21 protein-coding genes and 2 tRNA genes are annotated in these 23,878 nt (G+C 64.2%); 15 read left to right on the forward strand and 8 right to left on the reverse strand.

All coding sequences use genetic code 11. The features are described from left to right. Positions 1 to 136 precede the first annotated feature (136 nt). Positions 137 to 213 (reverse strand) — tRNA-Asp (locus tag ACODR8_RS02640). Between the two features lie 42 nt (positions 214 to 255). Beyond that, complete coding sequence (locus ACODR8_RS02645; protein WP_489005844.1) at positions 256 to 1,410, reverse strand: AI-2E family transporter; 1,155 nt, start codon at positions 1,408 to 1,410, stop codon at positions 256 to 258. A gap of 171 nt (positions 1,411 to 1,581) precedes the next feature. Here ACODR8_RS02645 and ACODR8_RS02650 point away from each other — a divergent pair, with 171 nt between their 5' ends. After that, positions 1,582 to 2,055: a hypothetical protein gene (locus tag ACODR8_RS02650; protein ID WP_489005845.1), complete on the forward strand. Its 474-nt coding sequence runs from the start codon at positions 1,582 to 1,584 to the stop codon at positions 2,053 to 2,055. A gap of 4 nt (positions 2,056 to 2,059) precedes the next feature. Here the strand turns inward: ACODR8_RS02650 and ACODR8_RS02655 are convergent, their stop codons facing one another. From ACODR8_RS02655 to thyA, 4 genes are all read right to left on the reverse strand, one after another. Then, positions 2,060 to 3,379 carry a dihydrolipoamide acetyltransferase family protein gene (locus ACODR8_RS02655; RefSeq protein WP_489005846.1) on the reverse strand — a complete coding sequence of 440 codons (1,320 nt, stop codon included), beginning with the start codon at positions 3,377 to 3,379 and terminating at the stop codon, positions 2,060 to 2,062. Positions 3,380 to 3,384: 5 nt separating this feature from the next. Continuing rightward, on the reverse strand, positions 3,385 to 4,389 hold the full coding sequence (locus tag ACODR8_RS02660; RefSeq protein WP_119747468.1) for an alpha-ketoacid dehydrogenase subunit beta: 1,005 nt from the start codon (positions 4,387 to 4,389) through the stop codon (positions 3,385 to 3,387). 214 nt (positions 4,390 to 4,603) lie between these two features. Then, positions 4,604 to 5,899 (reverse strand): 3-methyl-2-oxobutanoate dehydrogenase (2-methylpropanoyl-transferring) subunit alpha, encoded by a 1,296-nt coding sequence (locus ACODR8_RS02665; protein ID WP_489005847.1) that lies wholly within the window; start codon positions 5,897 to 5,899, stop codon positions 4,604 to 4,606. Between the two features lie 120 nt (positions 5,900 to 6,019). After that, positions 6,020 to 6,955 (reverse strand): thymidylate synthase, encoded by a 936-nt coding sequence (gene thyA / locus ACODR8_RS02670; protein ID WP_489006165.1) that lies wholly within the window; start codon positions 6,953 to 6,955, stop codon positions 6,020 to 6,022. A 164-nt stretch (positions 6,956 to 7,119) separates the two neighbouring features. Between thyA and ACODR8_RS02675 the strand changes: the two genes are divergently transcribed. From ACODR8_RS02675 to ACODR8_RS02720, 10 genes are all read left to right on the forward strand, one after another. Then, the gene (locus tag ACODR8_RS02675; protein ID WP_489005848.1) at positions 7,120 to 7,410 is read left to right on the forward strand and encodes a JAB domain-containing protein; all 291 of its coding nucleotides are present in this window, start codon (positions 7,120 to 7,122) and stop codon (positions 7,408 to 7,410) included. Positions 7,411 to 7,512: 102 nt separating this feature from the next. Continuing rightward, positions 7,513 to 7,589: transfer RNA gene (locus ACODR8_RS02680), tRNA-Pro, on the forward strand. Between the two features lie 285 nt (positions 7,590 to 7,874). Next, positions 7,875 to 9,509, forward strand: coding sequence for a TldD/PmbA family protein (locus tag ACODR8_RS02685; RefSeq protein ID WP_489005849.1), 1,635 nt, complete (start codon positions 7,875 to 7,877; stop codon positions 9,507 to 9,509). 19 nt (positions 9,510 to 9,528) lie between these two features. Continuing rightward, positions 9,529 to 10,863, forward strand: a complete 1,335-nt coding sequence (locus ACODR8_RS02690) for a TldD/PmbA family protein (RefSeq protein WP_489005850.1) — start codon at positions 9,529 to 9,531, stop codon at positions 10,861 to 10,863. Positions 10,864 to 11,064: 201 nt separating this feature from the next. Further along, on the forward strand, positions 11,065 to 11,733 hold the full coding sequence (locus ACODR8_RS02695; RefSeq protein WP_489006166.1) for a DUF4159 domain-containing protein: 669 nt from the start codon (positions 11,065 to 11,067) through the stop codon (positions 11,731 to 11,733). Positions 11,734 to 11,871: 138 nt separating this feature from the next. Beyond that, positions 11,872 to 12,861 carry an AAA family ATPase gene (locus tag ACODR8_RS02700; protein ID WP_489005851.1) on the forward strand — a complete coding sequence of 330 codons (990 nt, stop codon included), beginning with the start codon at positions 11,872 to 11,874 and terminating at the stop codon, positions 12,859 to 12,861. Between the two features lie 8 nt (positions 12,862 to 12,869). After that, positions 12,870 to 13,763: a DUF58 domain-containing protein gene (locus ACODR8_RS02705; RefSeq protein WP_489005852.1), complete on the forward strand. Its 894-nt coding sequence runs from the start codon at positions 12,870 to 12,872 to the stop codon at positions 13,761 to 13,763. Beyond that, entirely contained in the window at positions 13,760 to 14,899 is a 1,140-nt protein-coding gene (locus tag ACODR8_RS02710; RefSeq protein WP_489005853.1) for a BatA domain-containing protein, read from the forward strand. Before ACODR8_RS02705 ends, ACODR8_RS02710 begins: the two co-directional genes overlap by 4 nt. Before the next feature lie 47 nt (positions 14,900 to 14,946). Continuing rightward, a complete protein-coding gene (locus ACODR8_RS02715) occupies positions 14,947 to 17,019 on the forward strand; it encodes a DUF4175 domain-containing protein (RefSeq protein WP_489005854.1) in 2,073 nt (690 codons plus the stop codon). Beyond that, positions 17,016 to 18,806, forward strand: coding sequence for a carboxypeptidase-like regulatory domain-containing protein (locus ACODR8_RS02720; protein WP_489005855.1), 1,791 nt, complete (start codon positions 17,016 to 17,018; stop codon positions 18,804 to 18,806). Before ACODR8_RS02715 ends, ACODR8_RS02720 begins: the two co-directional genes overlap by 4 nt. On the opposite strand, the gene ACODR8_RS02725 is transcribed toward ACODR8_RS02720, so the two are convergent. Beyond that, positions 18,791 to 19,240 (reverse strand): hypothetical protein, encoded by a 450-nt coding sequence (locus ACODR8_RS02725; RefSeq protein ID WP_217672428.1) that lies wholly within the window; start codon positions 19,238 to 19,240, stop codon positions 18,791 to 18,793. The genes ACODR8_RS02720 and ACODR8_RS02725 overlap by 16 nt on opposite strands. Positions 19,241 to 19,374: 134 nt before the next feature. Here ACODR8_RS02725 and ACODR8_RS02730 point away from each other — a divergent pair, with 134 nt between their 5' ends. Further along, positions 19,375 to 20,046: a spermidine synthase gene (locus tag ACODR8_RS02730; RefSeq protein WP_489005856.1), complete on the forward strand. Its 672-nt coding sequence runs from the start codon at positions 19,375 to 19,377 to the stop codon at positions 20,044 to 20,046. Between the two features lie 3 nt (positions 20,047 to 20,049). Here the strand turns inward: ACODR8_RS02730 and ACODR8_RS02735 are convergent, their stop codons facing one another. Then, a complete protein-coding gene (locus ACODR8_RS02735; protein WP_489006167.1) occupies positions 20,050 to 20,811 on the reverse strand; it encodes a competence/damage-inducible protein A in 762 nt (253 codons plus the stop codon). Between the two features lie 79 nt (positions 20,812 to 20,890). Between ACODR8_RS02735 and map the strand changes: the two genes are divergently transcribed. From map to glnA, 3 genes are all read left to right on the forward strand, one after another. Beyond that, positions 20,891 to 21,718 carry a type I methionyl aminopeptidase gene (map, locus tag ACODR8_RS02740; protein ID WP_119747499.1) on the forward strand — a complete coding sequence of 276 codons (828 nt, stop codon included), beginning with the start codon at positions 20,891 to 20,893 and terminating at the stop codon, positions 21,716 to 21,718. A 247-nt stretch (positions 21,719 to 21,965) separates the two neighbouring features. After that, positions 21,966 to 22,304 carry a P-II family nitrogen regulator gene (locus ACODR8_RS02745; RefSeq protein WP_043151458.1) on the forward strand — a complete coding sequence of 113 codons (339 nt, stop codon included), beginning with the start codon at positions 21,966 to 21,968 and terminating at the stop codon, positions 22,302 to 22,304. 98 nt (positions 22,305 to 22,402) lie between these two features. After that, the gene (gene glnA / locus ACODR8_RS02750; protein ID WP_489005857.1) at positions 22,403 to 23,815 is read left to right on the forward strand and encodes a type I glutamate--ammonia ligase; all 1,413 of its coding nucleotides are present in this window, start codon (positions 22,403 to 22,405) and stop codon (positions 23,813 to 23,815) included. Positions 23,816 to 23,878: the final 63 nt, after the last annotated feature.

A 23,878-nucleotide genomic window follows, 5' to 3' on the forward strand; every position in this document is an offset into this window, starting at 1 on the left:
CCCGCGACCTCCGGCGTGACAGGCCGGCACTCTAACCAACTGAGCTACACCCGCGCAGGGTGACATCCGTTCGGGATTTTAGTCCCCAGACGATGCTGTCTGATCCACCTTATTCCCACCTTCCGGTCAAGGAAAGTGGCGCGAGTGACGGGGCTCGAACCCGCGACCTCCGGCGTGACAGGCCGGCACTCTAACCAACTGAGCTACACCCGCGTTCGGTGTGGAAGCGCCGTCTATGTGCGTCCGCCGGGACTGTCAACCGTCCGCATCGGCTGTTTTCGCATTCTCGTCACTTTCTTTGCGCGGCGCGACCGTCAGCGTCCCCTGCTCGAACAGGAAACCGGCGATATCGGGCGTGCCAGCGGCCGAAACGACGGTCTGGATGATGATCAGCAGCGGCACGCCCAGCAGCGCGCCCGGCGTCCCCCACACCCAGCCCCAGAAGGTGAGCGACACGAGAATCAGCAGCGGGTTCATCGTCAGCCGCCGCCCCAGCACCGTGGGGGTGATCACATTGGCCTCGACCAGATGAAAGCCAACCTGGAGCGCGGCAGGCATCAGCGCCACCCACACATCGTCAAACACCATCAACCCGCCCAGCGCCAGCAGCACCGCCGCCAGCATCGGCCCGAAATAGGGGATGAAATTCAGCAGCGCGACGATACCGCCCCACATCAAAGGCGATGGCATCCCTATCAGCCACAGTGCCAGCGCGACCGCCAGCCCCAGGCACAGGTTGATGACGGCAATGGTGATGACATAGGCCGATGTCGCGTCGACCACATTCTGGATCACCCGCGCCACCGCCAGCGCGCCGTCGAAACTGTCGCGACTGTTGATCGTGCGCCGCCGCAGCCGGGTCCAGCCCGCCAGGAAGAAGTAGATGATGAGCAGAGCGAACACCATCTGGATGATCGCCGCCGGCGCGGACATGGCGGCAAATTGGAGCAGCGATCGCGGCGTATCGACCGTGGCGGTCTGCGCTGCCGCCACCGGCCCGGTCGCCAGCATCTGCACCGTTTCATCGACGAAGCGCTGGAGGTTGGAATAAAAGTCGATGAGCGGGGCCAGGTTCGCCTGAATCTGCGGCAGTCGCTGCGGCAGGATGCGGAACCAGTCGGTCGCTGGCACGATGATCAGCACCAGCGCGGTGTTCGCCACAACCAGAAAGCCGATCACCGCCAGCAGCGCGGCCAGCCCCGACGGCAGCCGGTGCCGCTCCATCCATTCGAGCAGCGGCACCAGCGCGATCGCAATCACCAGCGCGGCGGTCAACGGCAGGAAAAACTCCGCCCCCGCGCGCAAGGCAAAGGGCAGCGCCAGCATCAGCCCGATCCCCGCCGTCAGCGCGATCGACGCCAGCAGCCGGTCGCGCCTGCGGTTGATTTCCTGCTGTTCGGGCAGTTTCACGGTGGATTGATTCTCCGGTCGAAGGACCCGTCCGATGTGCGCCCGCTGCCACCGGGCGTCAATTTGCAAAGCGGTGCCGGGCCATGTCCGGGCGCAGGAAAACAGCGGCTTAACCAAATATTGGCCCAGCCGTTCTAGGGACGAACATGGGAACGCAGAACGGGAATGGGCATGAAGGCAGCCACATTGTCATGGATGATCGCGCTGACGGGCCTTGTGGTGCCGCAGGCAGCATGGGCGCAACCGGGCGTCCGGCTCGATACGCAGATGTTCGTCGAGCGGGTGACGACCGACGTCAACGGTCGATCCCGCCGGATATTGGCCAGCGCAGACCGGGTTGCGCCTGGCGACCAGCTGATCGTCATCGTCCATTGGCGCAATGACGGCAGCGCGCCGCTGCGCGATCAGGCCGTGGTTCGCCCGCTGCCGCGTGGCGCGCAGATAGACCCGACCGATCCCACCATGCAGGTGTCCGTCGATGGTGGCGCGCATTGGGGCCGGATGGAGCAGCTATGGCTGCCCACGCCACTGGGCGGCACCCGCCGCGCCGTGGCCGCCGATGTCACCCATGTCCGCTGGTCGCTGCCGCAAGCGGTGCCGCCCGGTCATGCCGGACGGCTCAGCTATCGGGCAACGATGCGCTGATTTTTTAATCGACGAACAGCAGCGCCGGGTTTTCCAGCAACTTGCGGATCGCCTGCACATAGCTCGCCGCGTCCCAGCCATCGACAACGCGGTGGTCGCAGCTGATCGACAGGTTCATCAGCTTCGCCGCGACAATCTCCTTGCCCCGGAACACCGGCCGCTCGATCACCCGGTTGGGACCGATGATCGCGACTTCCGGTCGGTTGATGACCGGGGTCGTGGCGATGCCCCCCAGCGGACCCAATGACGTCAGCGTCAGGGTGGAGCCGGACAGCTCCTCCGACTTCGCCTTGCCTGACCGCGCAGCGTCGGCCAGGCGGCGGATTTCGGTCGCCAGCTGCCAGACATTGCGGTCCTGTGCGTCGCGGATCACCGGCACCATCAGTCCCGCATCGGTCTGCGTCGCCAGCCCCAGATGTACCGATCCATGGCGTGTCACCACGCCCGCCTCATCATCATAGCGAGCGTTGAGCATCGGGAAATCGGGCAAAGTCTTGCAGATGGCGACGATCAGCAGCGGCAACATGGTCAGCTTTGGCTTGTCGCCGCGGCTGGCGTTGAGCTGTTCACGCAGGGTTTCCAGCGCGGTGACGTCGATTTCCTCGACATAGGTGAAGTGCGGGATGTGCCGCTTGGACGCGGCCATATTCTCCGCAATGCGGCGGCGCATCCCGATCACCTTGACCTGCTCGTCGGGACGGCGCGCGGACGCCCCCGCCGCGCGATAGCCCTGTCCCTGCCCATAGAGCAGATAAGCGTCGAGATCGGCATGGCGGATATGGTCGCCCGCGGACTTCACCTGCGCCAGGTCTATGCCCAGGTCCTTTGCGCGGGCGCGGACGGCGGGGGAGGCGAGGATCTTTTCCTCCCCGGCACGGGGAGGGGGACCGCCCGAAGGGTGGTGGAGGGGGTTGGCCTCCCGCACGACATTCGATGGGTTCGCCAACTCTTCCAAGGGCGCGTCCAGACGCTCGCCCCCTCCACCACTCGCTTCGCTCGCGGTCCCCCTCCCCGTTTCGGGGAGGAATGGAACTTCCACCTCAATCACCTCGACCCGCGGCATCGGCGCGGCGACTTCTTCGCCCTCGACCTCAATCTCCACCAGCATTGCGCCGATCGAGACCTGATCGCCTTCTTCGCCCGCCAGTCGCACGACTATGCCTGCGACCGGGCTTTCCATCTCGACGGTCGCCTTGTCGGTCATCATGTCGGCGATCGGCTGGTCCTCTTCGACCCGGTCACCGACCTTGACGTGCCAGCCGACGATTTCAGCCTGCGCAATGCCTTCGCCGATATCCGGCAGCTTGAATGTGAACAGAGCCATGGCGCTCAATCCTTCATGATCTTGTTGATGGCTTCGCGGATACGGACGGGACCGGGGAAATAGGCCCATTCCAGACTATGCGGATAAGGCGTGTCGAAGCCGGTCACCCGCTCGATCGGTGCTTCGAGGTGATGGAAGCAGCGTTCCTGCACCTGGGCGAGCAATTCCGCGCCAAAGCCGCTGGTGCGGGTCGCTTCATGCACGATCAGGCAGCGTCCGGTCTTTTTGACGGACGCCTCGATCGTTTCGATGTCGAGCGGCACCAGACTCCGCAGGTCGACAATCTCCGCGTCCAGACCCAGCATCGCGACCGTATGTTCGACCACATGGACCATCGTGCCATAGCAGAGGATCGTCAGCGCTCCGCCCGCCCGCGCGATCCGCGCCTTGCCAAGCGGGATGCGATAATAGCCGGTTGGCACCTGCGCGTCGGCATGGCCGGCCCAACTGGTCGCGGGCGTGTCATATTCGCCGTCGAACGGGCCGTTATAGATGCGCTTGGGTTCAAAGAAGATGGTCGGATCATTATCCTCGATCGCCGCGATCAGCAGCCCCTTGGCATCATAGGGGGTGGACGGGATCACCGTCTTGATCCCCGAACAATGGGTGAAGATGCCTTCCGGCGACTGCGAATGCGTCTGGCCGCCGAAAATGCCGCCGCCAAAGGGCGACCGCACCGTCATCGGCGCGATAAACTCGCCCGCCGAGCGGTAGCGCAAGCGTGCGGCTTCCGACACCAGCTGGTCGAGCGCGGGATAAATATAGTCGGCAAACTGAATTTCCGGCACCGGCCGCAACCCATAGGCGCCCATGCCGACGGCCACGCCGATGATCCCGCACTCAGTGATCGGCGTATCGAACACGCGGTTCTTGCCATATTTCTGTTGCAGCCCGGCAGTGGCGCGGAACACCCCGCCAAAAAAGCCCACATCCTCGCCCATCACCACGACCGTCGGGTCGCGCTCCATCATCACGTCCATGGCGCTGTTGATCGCCTGGATCATGTTCATCTGTGTCGTGTCAGTCATAGCACCATCCTTCCCTCGCCCCTGCGGGGAGAGGGATGCGCAGACTTGGCAGCTTGCTGCGTAGTCGAAGCTGGGAGAGGGGGAACAGCGGTCGAGTAAAGAGCGGGCATAGCCCCCTCTCCAACCTTCGCTAGGCGGCGAGCCGCCAAGCTACGGTATCCTCTCCCCGGCGGGGAGAGGAGATGATGACGCGCCCTCACAGCCCCGCCGCCTTCCATTCGTCCAGCATCTGTTGCTGCTGTTCCTTCAGGTGCCAGGGCATTTCCTCGAACACATCCTCGAACATGCTTTCCATCGGGTGGTGCAGGCCGTGGCCCAAGATGCCGTTCTTCTCCGCCTCACGCGCGGCGTCACGAACCATCTCGGCCAGTTCCTTGTCCATCGCGGCGTGGCGATCCTCGTCCCAGATGCCCAGTGTGATGCAATGCTGTTTCAGCCGCGCGATCGGGTCGCCCAGCGGCCACAGGCTGCTTTCCTCGGCAGAACGATAGGCGGTCGGGTCGTCCGACGTGCTGTGGCCTTCGACGCGATAGGTGAAATGCTCGATCAGCGTCGGCCCGGCATTGGCCCGCGCCCGGTCCGCGGCCCAGCGGGTCGCGGCATAGACCGCCAACACGTCATTGCCATCCACCCGCAGCCCCGCAATGCCATAGCCCACGGCGCGCGCGGCAAAGGTGGTCGCTTCGGCCCCCGCGAACCCCGAAAAGCTGCTGATCGCCCACTGGTTGTTGACAACGTTCATGATGACCGGCGCGCGATAGACGCTGGCGAAGGTGCAGGCGCTGTGGAAGTCGCCCTCCGCCGTCGATCCCTCGCCGCACCAGGTCGCCGCGATCCGCGTATCACCGCGCGCCGCGCTCGCCATCGCCCAGCCGACTGCCTGCGGATATTGCGTCGTCAGATTGCCGGAGATGGAGAAGAAGCCCGCCTCACGCGCCGAATACATGATCGGCAGCTGGCGGCCCTTCAGCCGGTCGCCCTTGTTGGAATAAATCTGGTTCATCATGTCGATGATCGGCCAGTCGCGAGCGATCAGGATGCCCTGCTGGCGATAGCTGGGGAAGCACATATCATCGCGATGCAGCGCCAGCGCCGCACCGATCGACACCGCCTCTTCGCCGGTCGACTTCATGTAGAAGCTCGTCTTGCCCTGCCGCTGCGCCCGGAACATACGCCCGTCAAACGCGCGCGTCAGCGCCATGGTGCGCAGCATCCGCAGCAGCGTTTCGGGCGGCAGATTGGGGTTCCATTGCCCCACCGCCGCGCCATTCTCGTCCAGCACGCGCACCAGCCCATAGGCCAGGTCGCGCATCGTCGCAGGCTGCGCCGTCTCGTCAGGGCGCAGCGCTGCGTCGGCAGCGGGAATGTCGAAATGGGTGAAGTCCGCGCTCTCGCCGGGGCGGGCGGGCGGCTCAGGGACGTGCAGGCGAAGCGGGGGCAGATTACGCCCGGCCTCACCCTGCAATCGCGCCGAATCGTGCGGATCGGTCATCCTGCCTCCTATGCTGCATCGCAATAATGTTACTTGCTGCTAACATTATATTACGTCACCGCAAAAGGCAAGCCTTCCTTACCTATTTTTCCTTTTTGCTATGTCCGGCTCACTGTCGGGTTAGACAGCGACCGGCGCGGAAATATGGGCCTGCGGCGCGTAGTCGATCACCTCGAAATCCTCGATGGCGTAGCTGAAAATGTCCGAAGGCCGCCGATTGATCCGCAGCTTTGGCGCACCCGACGGAATTCTCTCCATCTGCGCCTCCACCAGTGCGGCATGGTTCAGATAAAGATGCACGTCGCCCCCCTGCCATACCACTTCGCCCGGCTCCAGATCGCATTGTTGCGCCAGCATCCGGGTGATCATCGACAGGCCGAATATGTTGAAGGCAAAGCCCAGCCCCAGGTCGCAACTGCGCTGGAACAGCAGGCCGTTCAGCTTCCCGTTCGATACCTGAAACTGATAGGTCATATGGCAGGGCGGCAGCGCCATATTGGCGACTTCCGCGACATTCCAGCCCGTGAACAGCAACCGCCGCGACCCCGGCGTCGCCCGGATCGCCGCAACCAGATCGGCAATCTGGTTATGCCCCTTCTCGGCCCGCCGGTAGAGGCCATCGCCCGCCGCTTCATAACGCGGCCAGTTGACCCACTGCGCGCCATAGACCGGACCCAGATTGCCCCATTTCAGCGCGAACCCTTCATCCTCGATGATTCGCGCCTCGAACGCATCGCGGTCGATCGCCTCGCCGGTCGCGCGGCGATAGGCGTCGAGCGGCCAGTCGGTCCAGATATGCACACCCTGCCGGACCAGTTCGCGGATATTGGTGTCGCCCGACAGGAACCACAGCATCTCCCGCGCCGCGACCTTCCAATAGACCCGCTTGGTGGTCAGCAGCGGGACTGCATCATCGGCCAGCGAAAAACGCATCGTCGCGCCCAGGATCGACCGGGTGCCGACACCGGTGCGGTCGATCCGCTCGTCACCATGCCGCCAGATGTGGCGCATCAGGTCGAGATATTGCTGCTCATAATGGGGCGTCGTGTCGCGCAAGGGCGGGCATCCTGAACTGAAAGGCTGTGGATTGCCACCGCTGTAGCCCAGCCAGTCCCGCCCGCCAATCTCCCCTTCGTTCTGGACCAGATTGCGGGTGCCTTTCACCATAATGGCGCGGCTTGCGCTGGCGAGGCGGAACCGGGCTGGGTCACATTTCCCCCATGGCTGGACTGGACCTGCTCATCCTCGATCGCACCTGGCGTCCGCGCGACCGCGTGCCATTGGCGCAGGACTGGCGTACCGTCATCGGCCAGTTGCTGGCGCTGGAGGGGCGATGGCTGGCCATCCACCAGCAGCGACCCGACGACACCCCCGCCCTGCCCCGCCCGGACGACATCACCCTGACCCGCGCCCTTGCCCGGCGGCTTCGCCCGCTCGACATGCGGCTGGCCGATCATATGATAGAGGCCGGGGAAAGCCGATTCAGCTTCCGCGCTGCCGGGCTTTTGTGAGGTGCAAAAAAAGCCGCTCTGGCCGCTTGCCAGTCCGAAAAGCCGTCTCTATAGGCTGCGGCCTGCCTTACGGGGTCGCCTCAAAGCGGCTTCGGCATCGGTCGGGGAATAGCTCAGCCTGGTAGAGCACTGTCTTCGGGAGGCAGGGGCCGGAGGTTCGAATCCTCTTTCCCCGACCAACTTTCTTCACAACATCATGAACTGATCCACCCCTTCACGGGGAACGGCCATCCGCGCCGGATTTTGTTGCGTCCACGCAACGTCCGGCCTGTTCCGCGCTGGCCAGCGACTTTCGACAGATGTCATATGTCGAAAGCGCGCGGCCCCAAGTTGCGCAGTCGTAAAAGATGTTTGACCCGGCCCCGCCCTGTCGCGATGATCCCGCCCATCGGTACGGCCGACCGGCCGCATCCCAAGCACAATCCGACCCGCGTCGCGCGGGCATTTGCAGGTGGAGACGAACCTTGCACAGAAGAGATTTTCTGGCCTTTGGCACCATGGGCGTGGGCGGCCTGATCCTGCCGTCAATGTTCGGCAAGGTCATCGCCGCAGAGGAACTGAGCAGCGTCATCGACGTCGCGGTCAAGAAGGCCTTGGCCGACGCAGCGATGAACGCAGCCAAGAGCGCGGGCGCAACCTATTGCGACGTGCGCGTCGGCCGCTACCTGCGCCAGTTCGTCATCACCCGCGAACGCAATGTGGAAAATATCGTCAACACCGAATCGACCGGCGTGGGCATCCGCGTGATCGCAGGCGGAGCCTGGGGCTTTGCCGCGACGAACGAGATGACCAAGGAAGCCGTGGCCAAGGCCGCGGCCCAGGCCGTCGCCATTGCCAAGGCCAACGCCCCGACCCAGTCCGCGCCGGTGCAGCTCGCCCCGGTCAAGGGTGCTGGCGAAGTCAGCTGGCGCACGCCGATCGTCAAGAACAGCATGACCGTACCGATCAAGGACAAGGTCGACCTGCTGATGGGCGTCAATGCCGCCGCCATGGATGCAGGCGCGGACTTCATCCGCTCGATCCTGTTCCTGGTCAACGAGCAGAAATATTTTGCCAGCACCGACGGCAGCTATATCGACCAGGACGTCCACCGCATCTGGGCGCCGATGGAGGTCACCGCCGTCGACAAGGCGACCGGCAAGTTCCGCGTGCGCGAAGGCCTGTCCGCGCCGATGGGTCTGGGCTTTGAATATCTGGATGGCGCGGCGTCCGGCAAGACCGTGCTGCCCAACGGTGTCACCGTCTATGGCAACAGCTATGATATGAAGGAAGATGCGATCGCCGCCGCCAAACAGGCGCGCGCCAAGATCAAGGCACCCTCGGTCAAGCCGGGCAAATATGATCTGGTGCTGGACCCATCGCATACCTGGCTGACCATCCACGAATCGGTCGGCCATCCGCTCGAACTCGACCGGGTGCTGGGCTATGAAGCCAATTATGCCGGCACCAGCTTTGCCACGATGGACAAGCTGAAGGCCAATTTCCAATATGGCAGCGACAAGGTGAATATCGTCGCCGACAAGACGCAGCCCGGCAGCCTGGGCGCGGTCGCCTTCGATGATGAGGGGGTCAAGACCAAGAAGTGGGATTTGATCCGCAACGGCAAGCTGGTCGGCTATCAGGCGATCCGCGATCAGGCGCATATCGAGGGCAAGAGCGAGAGCGACGGTTGCTGCTATGCCGACAGCTGGTCCAACGTCCAGTTCCAGCGCATGGCCAACGTCAGCCTTGAACCCGGCAAGGCCAAGCAAAGCGTGGCCGACATGATCGCCAATGTCGAGGATGGCATTTACATCATCGGCGACGGCAGCTTCTCGATCGACCAGCAGCGCTACAACGCGCAATTTGGCGGGCAGCTTTTCTACGAGATCAAGCAGGGCAAGATCACCCAGCAGATCGAGGATGTGGCCTACCAGATCCGCACGCCGGAATTCTGGAACGCCTGTGCGGGGGTGTGCGACGCCAGCGATTATCGCCTGGGCGGCTCCTTCTTCGACGGCAAGGGCCAGCCTGCGCAGGTTTCGGCCGTGTCGCACGGCTCCAGCACCGCGCGCTTCAACGGCATCAACGTCATCAACACCGCCCGTTCGCTCGGTTGATCGGTCAGGGAGAGAAAATATGAGCATCCTTTCCGAAGCACAGGCCAAGGCGATCCTGACCAAGGTCGTGGGCTTTTCCAAGGCGGACGAATGTACCGCGCAGCTGACCGGTTCGATCCGTGGCAATGTACGCTTCGCCCGCAACGACGTGTCGACCGCAGGCATCACCGACAATATCGAACTGTCGGTGCAGGTCGCCTATGGCAAGCGGGTCGGCATCGCGACCATCAACCAGTTTGACGACGCCGCGCTGGAACGCGTGGTGCGGCGGGCGGAGGAGCTGGCGAAACTGGCCCCGGAAAACCCGGAATTCATGCCCGCTGTCGAGAAGCAGACCTACAAGCCGACGCCCACATATAGCGCCGCTACCGCCGGGATCACCGCTGACTATCGCGCCAAGGTAGCGATCGATTCGATCGCGCCCTGCCGCGCCGAAAAGCTGATCGCGGCAGGCTATCTGGAGGATCAGGCCGGGTTCGTCGCCTTCATGAACAGCAAGGGCAATTACGGTTACCAGACCGGCACCAGCGCCGATTATACCTGCACCGTCCGTACCGAGGACGGGCGCGGGTCCGGCTGGGTCGGGCATAATGTGCAGGACGTCGCGACCTTCAACGCAGGCGAGGATATCCGCGTCGCCATGCGCAAGGCGAGCGCGTCGGCGGATGCCAAGGCTCTGGAACCGGGCAAATATACCGTCATCCTGGAACCGGCGGCGGCGGCTGGCCTCATCCAGTTCATGTTCTTCTATTTCGACGCGCGATCGGCTGACGAAGGCCGCAGCTTCCTGTCGAAAAAGGGCGGCGGCAACAAGCTGGGCGAACAGGTGTTCGGGCCGCAGGTCAATTTCTTCGCCGACCCGGCCTATCCGGGCGCTGCGGTTTACCCGTGGGACGAAGAAGGCCTGCCGCGCGGGAAAATGCCTATCGTCGAAAATGGCAAGCTCGTGAACATGGAATATTCCCGTTACTGGTCGCAAAAGCAGGGCAAGCCCGCCATGGCGCAGCCCGGTAATCTGATCATGACCGGCGGCACCAAATCCACCGCCGATCTGGTGCGCACGACCGAGCGCGGCATATTGGTGTCACGCACCTGGTATATCCGCATGGTCGATCCGCAGACAGTGCTGCTGACCGGCCTGACCCGTGATGGCACTTTCTATATCGAAAACGGCCAGATCAAATATCCGATCAAGAATTTCCGTTTCAACGAATCCCCCGTCATCATGCTCAACAATGTCGAGGAACTGGGCAAACCCGTCCGGGTGAAGGGCGACGAAGCGGATGCGCCCATGGTCGTGCCGCCAATGAAGCTGCGCGACTTCACCTTCACGTCACTGTCGGACGCGGTGTGATATCAACGGATATGATCCTCCCCTGTAAGGGGAGGTGGCTGGCCGTAGGCCAGACGGAGGGGTGTCGCCCTATCGAGAGCATGACACCCCTCCGTCAGCACTACGTGCTGCCACCTCCCCCGCCGGGGGAGGATTTTCCTGACGGATCAACTCCCGTTGCATGACTCTCAAATCCTGAGACGCAGGGCGTTCATGACGCTGATGGCGGGCGGTCTGGCCAGCGCAATGCTGGCCCGGCCGCTCGCCGCCGCCGGGGGCTATGATTTCTGGTTCACACGGCTCCGCTATGATTCGGGCGACTGGGATGTCGACCAGCGGATGCCGTCCAACCTGATCACGTCGCTGATCGACTATACGACGTTGCGGGTGGACCCGAAGGAGCATGTCATTGCCCTCTCGGACCCCAAAATGCTGACCGCGCCCTTCTGCTATCTGGCCGGACACAAGCTGGTCGAGTTTTCAGCCGCCGAACGGCGCAATTTCGAACGCTATGTCCGCAATGGCGGCTTCGTGCTGGTCGATGATTGCAACCACGACATTGACGGCCTGTTCGCCCGATCGTTCGAGGCGCAGATGGGCAAGATTTTCGGGGCCAGGGCGCTGAAGCAACTGCCCAATGCCCACCCGCTCTACCGGTCCTTCTTCAAATTTGACGGGCCGCCCAATACCGGCCTGGAATTGAATGGCTGGGGCGATGATCTGGTCCATGACTATCTGAAAGGGATCGAGATCGAAGGGCGGCTGGGCGTGCTGTACAGCAACAAGGATTATGGCTGCGAATGGGACTATGACTGGCGCAACAAACGGTTCCTGGCCGAGGATAATACGAAATTCGGGGTCAATATCGTGATGTATGCGCTGTCGGTGTGATCGATAATTTTTACGCCTCCAATCAAACCCCGTTCGGGCTGAGCCTGTCGAAGCCTTGTTCTTCCCTTCAAGAAGGACGCCCCTTCGACAGGCTCAGGGTGAACGGGATGCATGAAATTGCCCAGTAAGGGACCGTCTATGAACAGCATCACCGAAGCCGATATTCAGGACCAGCTTGCCCGCCTGACGCAATTGCGCGCCGCGATCGGGCAGGCGATCGTGGGGCAAGGCGAGGTTGTCGAACAATTGCTGATCGGCCTGCTGGCGGGTGGGCATTGCCTGCTGGAGGGGGTGCCGGGGCTGGGCAAGACCTTGCTGGTGCGCTCGCTGGGTGAAGCGCTCAAGCTGGAGTTTCGCCGCGTCCAGTTCACGCCCGACCTGATGCCCAGCGACATTTTGGGCACCGAATTGCTGGAGGAGGACCATGGCACCGGCCATCGCAGCTTCCGTTTCCAGAAAGGGCCGGTGTTCACCAACCTGCTGCTGGCCGACGAACTCAACCGCACCCCGCCCAAGACGCAGGCGGCACTGCTGGAGGCGATGCAGGAAAAAACGGTCAGCTATGCGGGGGTGACGCATCAACTGCCCGCCCCCTTCTTCGTGCTGGCGACGCAGAATCCGCTGGAGCAGGCCGGCACCTATCCGCTGCCCGAAGCGCAGCTCGACCGCTTCCTGCTCCACATCCGCGTCGATTATCCGACCGAACAGGAAGAGATGGATATCCTGTCCCAAACCACCGGAGCGAAGGCAAACGCCGTCCCTGCCGTCATGCATGGCGAGGAAGTGCTGGCATTGCAGGCCTGGGTGCGGCAGGTGCATTTCAGCGACGATCTGCTGCGCTGGGTGACCCGCATGGTCCGCGCCAGCCGCCCCGGCGAAGGCGCGCCGGACGATATCCGCAAATATGTGAAATGGGGCGCAGGGCCGCGCGCCGGCCAGTCGCTGATATTGGCGGCCAAGGCGCGCGCGCTGCTGCATGGACGGCTTGCCGCGACGCGCGAGGATATCGTCGCGCTGGCCGCGCCGGTGATGCGCCACCGTCTACTCCTGTCCTTCGCGGCGGAGGCGGAAGGACGCAGCGCCGACGACGTCGTGGCCGCCCTGCTCCGTGCCGTGCCGCTCAGCTGAGCTTGCGGGTGGTCGATCTCATTCCCCCGGACGTGCGCAGCAGGCTGAAAAGCCTGCGCCTCGTCACGCGCCGGGCGGTGGGGTCGCATGGCATTGGCCTGCACCAGAGTCACAGCCGGGGTGCGGGTCTCGAATTCGCGCAATATCGCGCCTATGAGCGCGGCGACGAGCTGCGTCAGATCGACTGGAAGCTTTACGCCCGGTCGGACAAATTTTTCGTGCGCGAAGCCGAGCGGGAAAGCCCGGTCGCGGTATGGATATTGATGGACGCCAGCGCGTCCATGACGCAGGCCGATGCGGCCCGCCCCGACTATAGCCGATTCGACGCGGCAAAAGCGCTGGCCGCCTGCATCGCCGATCTGGCGATGCGGCAGGGCGACCGTTTTGGCTGGATGGCGCTGAGCGATCAGGGGCTGGCGCTGCTGCCGCCTGCCAGCGGCGCACGGCAGCGGGACCGGCTGTTGCTGGACCTGATCGCGGTGGACGCGGTAGGCGGCTTTGCGCGGGAGGACCAGCTTGGCCCGCTGTGGGAGCGGATCGGCGCGCGCGATCTCGTCATCCTACTCAGCGACTGTTTCGATCCCGGCGCGGTCGAGCTAGCAGAAAAACTGGCCGCAGCGGGGCGCGAAACGCTGGTTATCGAAATGCTGACGGTCGCGGAGCGCGATTTTCCGTTCGATGGCGGCTATCGTTTCCACGATCCTGAAACGGGCGAGGAGTTGCTGGCGGACGGGGCGGCGTTGCGCGGCGAATTTCTGGCCCGTTTCGGCGCGGCGCGGGACGCGCTCCACGACCGGCTCGATGCTATGGGCATCCGTTACGCCACGCATGTGCTGGACCAGCCGATCGACCTGCCCCTGCGCCGCCTGTTCGGTGCGCATGAAGCGGCGGAATATTCATGACGCCAGCCCTGTTGCTGCCCGGCGCACTGGCGGCGCTGCTGGCGCTCGTCATCCCGCTGGTCATTCATATCGCCCGGCGCAGCGAACAGGTGCCGACCGATTTCGCCGCCTTGCGCTGGCTGCGGCAGAAGCCCAAGCCCCGATCCCGACTGCGGTTCGACGAATGGGTGTTGCTGTTGCTGCGCCTTATGTTGTTGGCGCTGGTGGCGTTGTGGCTGGCGCATCCGGTGCTGTTCGGGGCGGGCGACCGCACGCCGGTCGTGGGCGTGGTTCCCGGTGTCGATCCGGCGCGCGCGCCGACTGGCGACATCCGAACCATATGGCTCGCACCCGGCTTTCCGCCGATCGACCAGCCATCGCCGACCGGGACGCTGCCGGTTGCCAGCCTGATCCGTCAACTCGACGCTGAAATGCCCGCAGGGGTTCCGCTGACCATCATCACGCCGCAAGTGATCGAAGGTGCCGACGCCGACCGGCTGCGACTCTCGCGCAAGTTAAGTTGGCGCATCGTGTCCGGTGCCATATCCGCACCGCGCAGCCAGCCTGTCGCCATGCCGTTGCTGTCGATCCGGCACGATGACCAGCATCGTGGCGGCGTCCGCTATCTGCGCGCCGCTGCGCTGTCGTGGCAACCCGCTGGACGTGCGGCGGCGATCGACATTGGCTCGCTCAATGCGCCACTCCCGGACCAGCGCCACCTCCTCATCTGGCTGGGCGGCGGCTCGATGCCGGACGGTCTGACCCAGTGGATCGCGCAGGGTGGCACAGCGCTGGTCGCTTCGGTCCCTGCGGACAAGCCGCGCGTCCCGCTCTGGCGTGATCCCCTCGGCGAGCCGCTGGTCGAGGCGTTACCGTTGGGTCGAGGGCGGCTGTTGCGTTTCACCCGCCCATTGACCCCGGCGATGATGCCAGCCCTGCTGGAGGCGGACTTTCCAGCGCATCTGCGGGCTGTGCTGACGCCCCCTCAGCCAGCGCCAACGCGGGTTGATGCCGCTGATTATGCCCCGCTCACTGGTGGCCGCGCCTATGACCAGCCGCCGCAGGATATGCGCCCGTGGCTGGCCATGCTGATCGCGGCGCTGCTCATCGCCGAACGCTGGCTGGCGACCCGCCGCAGCCGGGGGACCAGTCCATGAGCGCGGCGGATTTGCTCACGCGTTGGACGGCCCCTGCAAGACGTCGGGTGTTGGCCGACAGTCTGGCGCTTGCCATCCCGCTGATTTTGGCGCTCGCCGCGATCGGCTGGCGCTTGTCCGGCATGGTCGCGGCCGTCGTGATTGTCGTGGTCGGTGTCGCTATCGCCCTGCTGGTCGCCCGCCATCGCGCCCAGCACTACGATCAGCGCTGGCTGGTCCGCGCGCTGGATGCCAATCGGCCGGAGTTGGAGGACAGCGCCGACCTGTTGTTCGCTGACCCGGCCATGCTCGGTCCACTCGAACGGCTCCAGCAGGGGCGTCTGGCGGACAGGATCGACGGCGACAGTCCGCAAAACCTGCGCCCCGACTGGTCGCGCCGCCTGATCCTGATCCTGTGGATCGCGGGCTTGATCGTGATCGGACTGGTGCTGTTCTGGCCTCGCCCCGGCCACGGCCCGCCGACCCTTGCCCCCAGCACCGAAGCACTCCCCGCAATTCCCGGCATACCGCGTCTGGTCGCCCAAAATCTGCGGATCATCCCGCCAGCCTATACCGGCCTGCCGCCGCGCGATTCAGCGTCGCTGGACGCCCGCGCGCCCGTGGGATCGCGGATCGAATGGACGTTGCGCTTTGATCCGCAGGCGACTGTTCCCGCGATCCAGCCGGTCGGCGGCGCGCGGCTTGCCCTGCGCCGGGATGGCGCCAACTGGATTGCCAGCCGCACGCTCGACGCTTCCTTTCTCTATCGCGTCGATCCAGCCTCTGGCCGTGGCCCAACGCCACCGCTCCACCGGATCGACGCCATTGCCGATAGCCCGCCGCAGGTGAGAGCAATCAGCCCCCCCGCCAGCCTGACGATGGTAACGGCCGGTCAACGCAGCTGGACCCCGGCCTTTGCCGCTACGGACGACTATGGCGTCACCGCCACCGCCCGACTGCGCGTCACGCTGGCGATCGGCGAAGGGGAGAATGTGACCTTCAGCGAACGTGAGATCGCCCTGTCCGGCAGCGGTCCGGCGCGCGACCGGCGTTTTACCCCACGGCTGGATTTCGGCGCTCTGGGCTTTGGCGCTGGCGGCGATATGGTGGTGCAACTGATCGTTCGCGACACGCGCCAGCCCGTCGCCAACGAAGTGCGCGGCCCCAGCCTGATCCTGCGCTGGCCATCACCCAAACAGCCCGAAAGCAGCGGCCTTCAGGGCATGGTCAACACCACCCTGCCCGCCTATTTACGCAGCCAGCGCCAGATCATCATCGACGCCGAAACGCTGATCAAGCAGAAGCGCCACCTTGCCGCCGATCGCTATCTCGCCCGTTCCGCCAGCATCGGCGGCGACCAGCAGATATTGCGCGGTCGCTACAGCCAGTTTCTGGGCGGCGAGGAGGAAGGCGCGCCCGAACCGCCCACCAATGACGGCGAGCAGCATAGCGACGATGACGGCCATGATCATGGCGGGCCGCCGCGCCAGCCCGCACCCGCCTTCGGCGCGCCGGAGGATGTGCTGGCAGATTTCGGCCACCCCCATGACGATTCGCCCGCCTCCAGCCTCGACCCCGAAACCCGCGCTATCCTGAAAAAGGCGGTCGATGAAATGTGGCAGTCCGAACTGCAACTGAAACAGGGGCATCCCGATCTGGCGCTGCCCTACGCCTATCGCGCGCTGCGCTTCATCAAGGAGGTGCAGCAGGCGACGCGCATCTTCCTGTCGCGGGTCGGACCGGAACTGCCGCCGATCGACGCCAGCCGCCGCATGACCGGCAAGCGGGAGGGGCTGGCGAGCCGCATTCTGGCGATCAGCCCTGTCGAGGGACGCGATGGTCCCGCCGCCGCGGCCTGGCGCGCTTTGGGCGATGGGCCGGGCGCAATCCGGGGACCGATCGAACTCGATGCACTTGATCGCTGGGCGCGGGGGCAGGCCGCGCATCTGCCCGATCCGCTGGCGCTGTCGGGCGCGATCGACGCGGTGCGTCGCGACCCGGCCTGCGTCGCATGTCGCGCCAAGCTGCACGCCTTGCTGTGGACCGCCATGGCGCGGCCGCCTGCGCATCTGACCCGTCGCCGTCCGGCTGATGCTGGTGGTGCAAGCTATCTGGGCGCGATGGGAGGCGGCACGCCATGACCCCCACATGGATCACCGCTGGTCTGCTGGGCGCGGCCGTGCTGTTGGCGAGCGTGCGGCTGATCCTGTGGTATCGCAGCGCCGCTGCGCCATCGCCCAAGCGCCTGATCGCGCTGCTGTTGCTCCAGCCAATCTGTGCGGTGCTGCTGTTCCTGGCGCTATTCCCGCCAGCGGTAACAACGGGTGGCGACGCGCTGCGTGTCGCGACGCAGCGAACGCCGCGTCTTGCCGCTATGGGTAGCCCGCTCATCCTTCTGCCCGAAGCCCCGGAGTTTGGCGCTGGTGAGCGCGTCCCGGACCTTGCGACCGCGCTGCGTCGGCATCCCGGCACGAGCGAGATTATCGTGCTGGGCAACGGCCTGACTCCTCGTGACATCGAAGCGGCCAAGACTGTTGCCGTTCGCTTCGACCCGCCGCCGGAGCGTGCGGGTATCAGCCATATCGCTCCCCCTGCGATCGTTGCGCCGGGGAGCAGTTTCAGCATCGGCGGACAGCTAAGCGCCCTGCCCCGCGCCACCGTCGAGTTGCTGGACCCCGCCGGACAGGTGACGGACAGCGTTCAGGCTGATGCCGATGGGCGCTTCGCGCTGACCGGCACGGCGCGCGCCGCCGGAGCCGTGCTGTTCACCCTGCGCGTGCGCGATGGGCGACGTACAGTCGAACAGGCTAATGTGCCGGTGCTGGTAGCGGACAGCCCCGCCCCGCGCCTGTTGATCCTCTCCGCCGCGCCCAATGCCGAGATCAAATATCTGCGCCGCTGGGCAAGTGATGCGGGCTTTGCCGTCACGACGCAGATGAGCGCGGGCGGCGGGATCGCGCTGGGTGATGCCCCGATCGCAATCGACGGCGCGACGCTGCGCCGGTTCGATGTCGCCATCATCGACGATCGGAGCTGGGCGGCGCGGCGTGGTGTGGTGATGGGCGCGGTGTGGGACGGGCTGGGTCTGATCCTGCGCGCCAGCGGGCCGATCGACGCGGCGACGCGCGGCCAGTGGCGGGCGTTGGGCTTTGGCTTGGCTGGCAAGGATGGCGTGGCACCGCTCGCTTTGCCCAAGGCTCTCCCACCCGCCATCGCCCGTACCCGTCAGGGCATCGGCAATGACGATGTGCCAGCCGACATTGCCTTGCCCGACGAGATGCTGCCGGAGATCAGCCGCCTTGGCCTGACACCGGACGGCGGCGATGCCGTGCCGCTGCTGCGCGATGCGGGTGGCGCGACGCTGGCGGCCTGGCGCGCGGTCGGCACCGGGCGGGTTGCGCTGTTCACCGGGATCGACAGCTATGCGTTGACGTTGACGGGGTATCGGACGCTCTATGGCGACTGGTGGAGTGCGATGCTGGCGACCGTCGCGCGCCCCGCGCCCGGCAGGCCCCCGATCACCACGTCAGGCTGGGCGAGCGAGCGCATGATCCTGTGCGGGCTAACCGCTGCGGCACAGGTCGAGCGCCCGGATGGACGGATGGCGAGCCTGTTGCCCGTGGGCGGCTGCGGCGCTTTCTGGCCCGACAAGGCGGGTTGGCACCTGTTGCGCAAACCCGGAGATAGCCAGTCGACGCCCTTCTACGTCCAGCCCGCCGATGCTCTGCCGATGATGCGTGCCACACGCGATAGAGACGCCATGCTGATGCTGCGCCCGCCAGCACGGGACGACCGGGCGGCGACCGGCCAGCCAAGCCCTGGATCGCCTTGGCCGTTCGCTTTGGGCTGGTTGCTGGTCAGTGCGCTGCTGTGGTGGCTGGAGCGGGCGCGGATCGGCCGCGCAACTGTGCCTCAATCGGCGAAGTAGAAATCCCGCAGCGCCCGCGCGTCATGCAGGGCGTTGTGCGGCACCCGGCTGTTGGCCGCCGCACTGAAGCCCGCCGCGTTGATCAATTCCAGCCGCAGACCGAAATCGACCCCGGCCATCAGCGCCGGTCCCTTGACCAGCAGGGCGCAGAAATGGGCCAGATCTTCCGGCCAGTCGGCGATGATCAGCGGATCGTCATCGCCCTCCAGATAGGCGGCGACATGGTCAGCGGCATCCACCCGGTTGAGTTCCAGATATATGCCCGGCGGCACATGGCGCAGATAGGGGACGACATGCTGCGCCACCCATGGCTCGACATCGTCGGGCAGTGGCAGCGCGACATAAAATTCCTGGTCGCCATGCTCCGGCACCAGCGCGACGCTCATCAGCGCGCCGCCAAAGCCGTTAAATTCGGTGTCGAGAAAATAGCGCATGAAAAGAGGAACTGCCTGCCGTTCGATATGTCTGGCCATCGCGCGACGGCATCTGGCACATGCCTGTAGCATTTGCGCCGTGCTTGCCAAGCTGCCATGCGCGCCAGCGACGCATCATAAGGAAAGACGCCAGCATGACCCCGCGCGAATATCTTGGCTCTGCCGCCATTCCGGGCGGGGAGGAATTGAAGCTCTACCGCCGGGGTGGCGATTTCATGATCGTGCTGGACCGCAACGAATTGATGAGCAGCCGGATGAGCGGTTCGGAAAAGGCGCTGGCCGTCATGACGATCGAGCGGCTGGCGGGGCGCAAGGCACCGCATCTGCTAATCGGCGGCTATGGCATGGGCTTCACCCTGCGTGCGGCGCTGGCGATCTTGCCCGCCGATGCGCGAATCACGCTGGTCGAACTGGTGCCGGATATCATCGCATGGGCGCGCGGGCCGATGGCGGAACTGGCGGCGGGATGCCTGGACGATCCGCGGGTCGAACTGGTTATGGGTGATGTCGCGACGGCGATCGCGGACGGGCGTGGGAGTTATGACGCGATCCTGCTGGACGTGGATAATGGTCCCGACGGGCTGACGATGGCGGCCAATGACCGGCTCTATTCCGCGCAGGGTCTGGCGGTGGCGCGCGATGCGCTGACCCCCGGCGGCATATTAGCCGTTTGGTCGGCGGGATCGGACGATGCCTTTACCCGTCGCCTGCGCAATGCGGCCTATGCTGTCGATGAAGTGGTGGTGAAAGCGCGCGATAATGGCAAGGGGCCGCGCCACGTCATCTGGTTCGCGGCGAAACGCTGATCTCTAGATACCGTCCGGCACTATGGGCCAACCGCCCTGTTCCAGCGCGGCACTGAGCGCTGCGACACACTGGTCTAGCGCGCTGGCATCGGTCGATCGGACCACGAAGTTGGCGCCGGTGCGGCCTTCGCGGAAAAAGGGATAGCTGCCGATCTGGCAGCCCTCATGCGCGCGTTCGGCGGCACCCAGCAGGTCGGCAATCTCACTTTCCGCGACCCAGCAGCCGATGGTGGCGGAGAGGACCGGCAGCCCACCCTCCAGCGTTCCCGTAAGGCTATCTAGCATCCCGGCGGTGATGTGCGGCACGCCGGCCATGATGAAGATATTGCCATGGCGGATGCCCGGCGCGCCCGACATGCGGTTTTCGATCAGGCTGGCCCCGGCAGGCACCCGCGCCATGCGCAGTCGCGCTTCGGTCAGGCCACCGCGCGTTTCATAATAGCCTGCCAGCATCGCCCGTGCCTGTGGATGCACCTCCACCGGCACGCCCAGTGCCGCCGCGATCGCATCGACAGTGATGTCGTCATGGGTCGGGCCGATACCGCCGGTGGTGAACAGATAGTCGTTGCGGGCGCGCAGGATATTGACCGACTCGATGATCGCGTCACTGTCATCCGCCACGACGCGCACTTCGCGCAGGCGGATGCCCTGGACGTTCAGCCAGGTCGCGATCTGGCTGACATTCTTGTCCTGGGTGCGGCCAGAAAGGATTTCGTCGCCGATCACGATCAGCGCTGCGGTCCAGATGCGGGTGGGATCGGCCATGGCGCGTCCATAGCCTGCCATGTCCGGCCTGCCTAGCCGCCCTCTCGCATTATGGCGCATCTGCCCCTATAGTCATGCCATGACCGAATATATGACGATGACGGCCGATGCGCCGATTTCCCGTTCGTCCGCGATCAAACTGTATGACGCGGCCGGTTTTGAAGGTATGCGCCGCGCCGGACGGCTGGCAGCGGAGATACTCGACGCGCTGGTGCCGCATGTCGTGCCGGGCGTGACGACGGGCGAGCTGGACGACATTGTGCGGCGCATGACACTGGATGGTGGCGGCGTGCCTGCGACCTTGGGCTATCGCGGCTATACCCATAGCTGCTGCACATCGATCAACAATGTCATCTGCCACGGTATCCCCGGCGACTATCGGCTGAAGGATGGCGACATCGTCAATATCGACGTCACCCCGCTGGTCGATGGCTGGCATGGCGACACGAGCCGGATGTTCATCGCTGGCGACGCGCCGATCAAGGCGCGGCGGCTCGTCGAGGTGACCTATGAATGCCTGATGCTGGGCATCGAGCAGGCGAAACCGGGCAACCATCTGGGCGACATCGGCCATGTGATCCAGCGGCACGCGGAAAAGCACCGCTATGGCGTGGTGCGCGATTTCTGCGGCCATGGTCTGGGCCGGGTGTTCCATGACAGCCCGGAGGTCGTCCATATCGGCCGCCCCGGCACTGGTCCTGAACTCAAGCCCGGCATGTTCTTCACGATCGAGCCGATGATCAATATCGGCAAGCCCGGCGTCAAGATGATGGACGATGGTTGGACCGCGGTAACGCGCGACCGAACCCTGTCCGCCCAGTTTGAACATAGTATCGGCATCACCGAAACGGGGTGCGAGATTTTCACCAAAAGCCCTGCCGGACTGGACGCGCCGCCCTATAGCTGAGCGCGCGCCATGCCCTGCTTAAAAAACGGGCAGTTTGGCACGAAAATGCCCTGAATCCGGGCAATATGGACAAAGATTGCTGCATCGCCGAAAGCATGTTCTAGCGATTCGCCATTTGGCACGGTAATTGGATATCAAGAGGGACGGCGCTTGGCCTTTGGGGGGACATGACGATCGTCACTTGAGGAGAGAGGGATGCGGGTCGCGCCCGCATTCTGTCGTGCGTCATGGGTTGGGATTACAAGTGATGAAAAAGATAGAAGCGATCATCAAGCCGTTCAAGCTGGACGAGGTGAAGGAAGCGCTCCACGAAGTGGGCGTATCGGGCATTACCGTGACCGAGGCCAAGGGCTTTGGTCGGCAGAAGGGCCATACCGAACTCTATCGCGGCGCTGAATATGTCGTCGATTTCCTGCCCAAGGTGAAGCTGGAAGTCGTCGTTGATGATGCGCTGGCGGACCGTGTGGTCGAGGCGATCTGCGCCGCTGCGCAGACCGGGCGCATCGGCGACGGCAAGATCTTCATTTCCAACGTCGAGGGCGCCGTGCGCATCCGCACCGGCGAGCGGGACAGCGACGCGATCTGATTTCACGCAAATTCTCGTCACCCCGCTATCGGGCTGACGGAACAACGGGCATCCATCTACCCCTTCGGGGGGGTAACAAACGAGAAGGGCAAGCGCACATGGCCAATACGCCAAAAGACATTCTCAAGATGATCGAAGAAAAGGAGATCGAGTGGGTCGATGTCCGTTTTACCGATCCCAAGGGCACCTGGCATCACCTGACGATGTGCGCGAACGTCATTGGCGAAGATGAGCTGACCGACGGTCTGATGTTCGACGGTTCCTCGATCGAGGGCTGGAAGGAAATCAACGAATCGGACATGATTCTGAAGCCCGATCTGGACGCGGTGTTCTTCGACCCGTTCAGCGCGACGCCGATGATGATCCTGGTATGCGACATTGTGGAACCTGAAGATGGTTCGCTCTATTCGCGCGATCCGCGTTCGACCGCCAAGCGCGCCGAAATGTTCCTCCAGTCGACTGGCCTTGGCGACACCGTCTATATCGGCCCGGAACCTGAATTCTTCATGTTCGACAGCGTCGAATTCGACAACACCTATAATGGCAGCTTCTACAAGCTGGACGATGTCGAGCTGCCGACCAACACCGGCACGAAATATGATGGCGGCAATATGGGCCACCGTCCGCGCGCCAAGGGTGGCTATTTCCCGGTCGGCCCGGTCGATGTGACCACCGACATCCGTGCGGAAATGGTGACCACGCTGATGGAAATGGGCCTGCCCATGGACAAGCATCACCATGAAGTCGCGGGCAGCCAGCACGAACTGGGCCTGACCTTCGGCAAGCTGGTCGAAACCTGCGACCGCATCCAGATCTACAAATATGTCGTGAAGATGGTGGCCCAGGCCTATGGCAAGACCGCGACCTTCATGCCCAAGCCGATCAAGGCCGACAATGGTTCGGGTATGCACACGCATATCTCGATCTGGAGCAAGGGGCAGAATACGTTTGCCGGTGACGGCTATGCCGGTCTGTCCGACACCTGCCTCTATTTCATCGGCGGCGTGATCAAGCACGCCAAGGCGCTCAACGCCTTCACCAACCCGACCACCAACAGCTACAAGCGTTTGGTGCCGGGCTTTGAAGCCCCCGTGCTGCTCGCCTATTCGGCGCGCAACCGGTCGGCTTCGTGCCGTATCCCCTATGGTGCCGGCACCAAGGCGAAGCGCGTCGAATTCCGCTTCCCCGATCCGCTCGCCAACTCCTATCTTGCCACATCGGCGCTGCTGATGGCCGGGATCGACGGGATCGAGAACAAGATTCATCCAGGCGAAGCCATGGACAAGAATCTGTACGACCTGCCGCCGGTGGAACTGGCCAAGGTGCCGACCGTGTGCGGTTCGCTCCGCGAAGCGCTGGAAAGCCTGGAAAAGGATCAGGACTTCCTGCTCAAGGGCGGCGTGTTCACCAAGGACCAGATCGACGCCTATATGGAACTGAAATGGCCCGAAGTGTATCGCTGGGAAATGGCGCCTTCGCCGGTCGAATTCGACATGTATTATAGCGGCTGATCTTTTTCAGCTCTGTACAAAGGAAAAGGCCCGGTCGCTTCCAAGCGGCCGGGCCTTTTCCTT

The sequence above is a fragment of the Sphingobium sp. FG58 genome (assembly GCF_057809055.1).